The sequence below is a fragment of the Candidatus Aquicultor sp. genome (genome assembly GCF_054640775.1).
On the sequence record NZ_JBTSLF010000217.1, the window covers coordinates 1 to 3,938 of the forward strand.

The 3,938-nt window shown below is 51.2% G+C and carries 5 protein-coding genes and 1 pseudogene; all 6 read right to left on the reverse strand.

Translation table 11 applies throughout. The features are described from left to right. Positions 1 to 590, reverse strand: a pseudogene (locus ACYC56_RS13010) (L-seryl-tRNA(Sec) selenium transferase); the annotation flags it as partial. 184 nt (positions 591 to 774) lie between these two features. Beyond that, positions 775 to 1,815: a selenide, water dikinase SelD gene (gene selD / locus ACYC56_RS13015; RefSeq protein WP_461374603.1), complete on the reverse strand. Its 1,041-nt coding sequence runs from the start codon at positions 1,813 to 1,815 to the stop codon at positions 775 to 777. Positions 1,816 to 1,905: 90 nt separating this feature from the next. Continuing rightward, on the reverse strand, positions 1,906 to 2,565 hold the full coding sequence (gene hypB / locus ACYC56_RS13020) for a hydrogenase nickel incorporation protein HypB (RefSeq protein ID WP_461374604.1): 660 nt from the start codon (positions 2,563 to 2,565) through the stop codon (positions 1,906 to 1,908). 21 nt (positions 2,566 to 2,586) lie between these two features. Further along, positions 2,587 to 2,931 (reverse strand): hydrogenase maturation nickel metallochaperone HypA, encoded by a 345-nt coding sequence (gene hypA, locus ACYC56_RS13025; protein WP_461374605.1) that lies wholly within the window; start codon positions 2,929 to 2,931, stop codon positions 2,587 to 2,589. A 15-nt stretch (positions 2,932 to 2,946) separates the two neighbouring features. Beyond that, positions 2,947 to 3,654: a twin-arginine translocase subunit TatC gene (gene tatC / locus ACYC56_RS13030; RefSeq protein WP_461374606.1), complete on the reverse strand. Its 708-nt coding sequence runs from the start codon at positions 3,652 to 3,654 to the stop codon at positions 2,947 to 2,949. Positions 3,655 to 3,697: 43 nt separating this feature from the next. Further along, the gene (gene tatA, locus ACYC56_RS13035) at positions 3,698 to 3,919 is read right to left on the reverse strand and encodes a twin-arginine translocase TatA/TatE family subunit (RefSeq protein WP_461374607.1); all 222 of its coding nucleotides are present in this window, start codon (positions 3,917 to 3,919) and stop codon (positions 3,698 to 3,700) included. Positions 3,920 to 3,938: the final 19 nt, after the last annotated feature.

The window sequence follows — 3,938 nt, forward strand, 5'->3', positions numbered from 1 at the left end:
CCGCTTTGCCGCATGACATCGGGAATCCTGAAGGAGCCGCCGATCTCAACGAGCTGGCCCCGTGAGACGATAGCCTCTTTGCCGGCTGCAAGCTCGCTGAGCGCCAAGAACACCGCCGAGGCGTTGTTATTTACCACCATGCCCGCCTCGGCCCCGGTTATCTTGACCAGAAGCGACTCGATATGACTGTGGCGTGAGCCGCGGGCTCCCTTTTCGAGATCAAACTCCAGATTCGAGTAGTTGGATGCCGCCGCGACCACCGCGTCGATAGCCGATGCGCTCAATATCGAGCGGCCCAGATTGGTGTGGATGACAACACCGGTCGCATTGATGACACGTTTAAGACTTGGGGCGTATTGCTTCTCAAGCCAGTCCTCAAGGTCGCTCATCAACGAGGATGCGGATACATCGATACCATCCAGCTCGTCGTCCGGCATGGACAGGATGGTCCCACGCCTCTCGTCGATGACGTAGCGAACGCCGTCCACGATAAGGGGCCGTGGATAAAGGCTGGATAGGTGCTTAACCTCGGGCAAGTCGAGAACTTCGTCGACTTTAGGAAGTTGGCGCAGGTATTTATTTTTCGACATTCGTATTCACCCCATGAAAGACTCTCGGATTAAAAGTTCTCGGATTTGGTCACTAATCAAATTAAATAGGTTTTTCGATAAAATTTCAACTTAACCGGCCTGCTAAACCGGTTTTGCAATAGTAAAAGTAAAGGGCCAAGTTACCCCGGCCCTGATTATCTGCTTAGTGCTTACTGCCTACTAATTACACGACCTCTATTACCCCTGGTGTTCCTTCTTCGATTCGGCCGATCACTGCCCTGGTGACCACGCCGTGCGCCTCAAGCGCATCGAGGAGCTGTTTGCTTTTCTCCTGCGGTACGCTGATTAAAAGACCACCCGATGTCTGCGGATCGAAGAGTATCTCCGGCGGGATCGAGCCGTCGGCCGTAAAGACAACAGTATCTCCAAGAAACGCACGGTTATCCCTTGCGCCGCCCGGGATAATGCCCTGCTTCGCAAAATCGATCGCACGCTCCCAGATCGGGATGCTCTTGATGCTGATCGTCCCCTTTGCGCCGCTTCCATTTACCATTTCATGCATGTGACCGAGCAGGCCGAACCCGGTGATATCGGTACAGGCGTTTACACCCACCTCGACCATGGCTTCGGCCGCGGCCTTGTTAAGGGTTGCGGCGGCTTCAATCGCCGGCATTATATCGTCTTCGCTTACAATGCCGCGTTTTAGGGCGGTCGCAAGGATGCCCATGCCGAGCGGCTTAGTAAGAACAAGCACATCGCCCGGTTTTGCATTGCTGTTGGTAATTACTTTATCGAGGTCGACGATGCCCGTTACCGATAGGCCGTATTTCGGCTCGTTATCCTGTATGGTGTGCCCACCCACGATGATGGCCCCCGACTCCTTGACCTTTTCGCTTCCCCCTTGCAGTATCTCACCGAGAAGGTCGAGCCCCAGGCTGCACGGAAACGCCGCGAGGTTGAGTGCCGTTAGCGGTATTCCACCCATGGCATAGATATCGCTTAGCGCGTTCGCCGCAGCTATTTTGCCGAAAAGGTAGGCTGAATCGACGATCGGCGGAAAGAAATCAACGCTCTGGAGCAATGCGCGCGTATCATCAAGTTTGTAGACTGCGGCGTCATCGGACGTCTCAAAGCCGACCAAGAGTTCCTCGGCTTTGTCCGTCGGCAACCAGCTCAGTGCCTGCTGTAAGTCCCCCGGACTCATCTTGGCGGCTCAGCCGCTTTTGCTTGATAACTGCGTAAGACGCACTTTTTCCCTTGCCATTGAACCTTCTTTCAGAGAGCATTCTTTAGTAAACACAATTATTGCGTTTGTTCATAGATATTATAACAAATATTAAAACCACTGACAACCTTACTTCGGCTGGTCAGATGATAAGTTGGCCTCAAGCCAACCCATCCAGGCATCGAAGCCTTCACCGGTCCGGCAAGACAGGGGTATGACGTTCACGTTTGGGTTGAGTTTACGCACGGTTTCCTCGAGGCGCTCCATGCTAAAATCAGAAAGCGCAAGCATATCGATTTTATTGATAATCAATACTTCGCAACTCGAGAAGATCGTTGGATACTTGAGGGGTTTGTCGTCGCCCTCGGGAACCGAGAGAATGACCACGCGCGCCGATTCGCCCAGGACAAAATCCGCGGGGCACACCAGGTTGCCGACGTTCTCGATTATCAAAAGGTCGACGCCGGTCAAATCCAGGTACTCGAGCGATTTTTGAATCATATTGGCCTCAAGGTGACAAGCGCCCCCGGTGTTTATCTGTACGGTTTCAATCCCATGCTCGCGGACTTTTTCGGCATCGACTTTTGAAGCGATGTCTCCTTCGATAACGGCCGCTTTGTGGTGACCGGATAGGCGGCGGGCGGTTTCGAGAATAAAGCTCGTCTTACCCGCACCCGGTGAGGCCATGAGGTTTATCGCGAATATTCCCTTTTCTTTAAATATCTCAGCGTTTTTATCGGCAAGGTTCTCGTTTGCCGCGAAGATGCTTTCTAACACTTTTATTTCCATTTAGATCACCTTACGTTAATCTTATTCCACTTCAATCGAGTCGACGAAGAATTCTCTACCGGAGACAAGTTCCACCGTATGTTCGCCGCAGTGCGGGCAGGTGTAGATATCGAGCTGCTCGACTTCGCTTTCTTTGTCGCATTGCAAGCAGCGGATAACGATCGGGACGTGCTCGATGACGAGTTGGGCGCCCGCCGCTATCGTATCGCCCGCAAGATACTCGAAGAAAAACTGCATCGAGTCCTCGACTATCGCGGTCATCTTGCCGGCCTTGACGTTAACCTGGGATATCTTTGCCGCGCCGTTCTTTACCGCGTGCTCAACCGCTATATCGACAATGCTCTGCGTTAATCCAAGTTCGTGCATTATATGGTAACTCCCTTAGAGCCAGCGCGCGGCAAGCAGGCTCAGCTCGAATAGCAAGATAAGAACGACCCCGAGTATACCCATATCAAAGACTCCCCAGTCGGGTGTGGCGATAGCGGCTATGATGAAACTCGATACATAGGCAATCCGCCAATTTTTACGCAGCGTTTTTCGGTCGACGATACCGAGCTTTATCAAGAGAAAGATGACCAACGGGGCTTCAAACGCAACTCCGAACGATAGCATGAACAGCGATACAAAACTTAAGTAATCATCGGCTCTCAGGATAAATTCGAGCTGACCCATGCCCTGGGCGCGCAGCCAACCGATAGCCTGCGGCAAAATGATGAAAAATGCGAACGCCGCGCCACCAAGGAACAGAACCGTCATAGCGGGTAGAATCGCAAGGATATATTTACGTTCGTTGTGCTTAAGCGCCGGGGCAAAAAACGCCAGTACTTGGTAGATGATAAACGGAGATGTAAGGAGAAAACCCCCGATTACCGAGAGTTTAAAACGCAGCATGAATATCTGCATAAAGCCGAACACAGTCAGCTGAATATGCTGCAAATCATTAGGTAAAGGCCACTTGATGAGTTCAAGCAGTGGTTTAAAGAAGATATAGCAAATAGCCGTTCCGATGAGGAGGACGATAACGGCATAGATAAGCCTCTTGCGCAGCTCATCCAAATGCTCTAAAAAGGTCATCTCTTGATCGCTCACGAACGAACCCCTCCAAATTGGGATATAGTGAGATTAGCAAGAATCATGCTTCTTTGCTATCCCCTTTTATCTCCTCACCTACGGTGCTGATGGGCTCGATGAGATCTTTTTTAACGGAGTCTTGAAAACCCTGGGATGCCTTTTTAACTTCACCTATCATTTTACCGATTGAGCGCGCTATCTCAGGCAACCTCTTCGGTCCGAAGATAATCAACGCGAGTATCAGTATGACTATTAATTCTGGTGGTCCTAAGCCTAAAAACATACACTTCCCTCAACCTCAG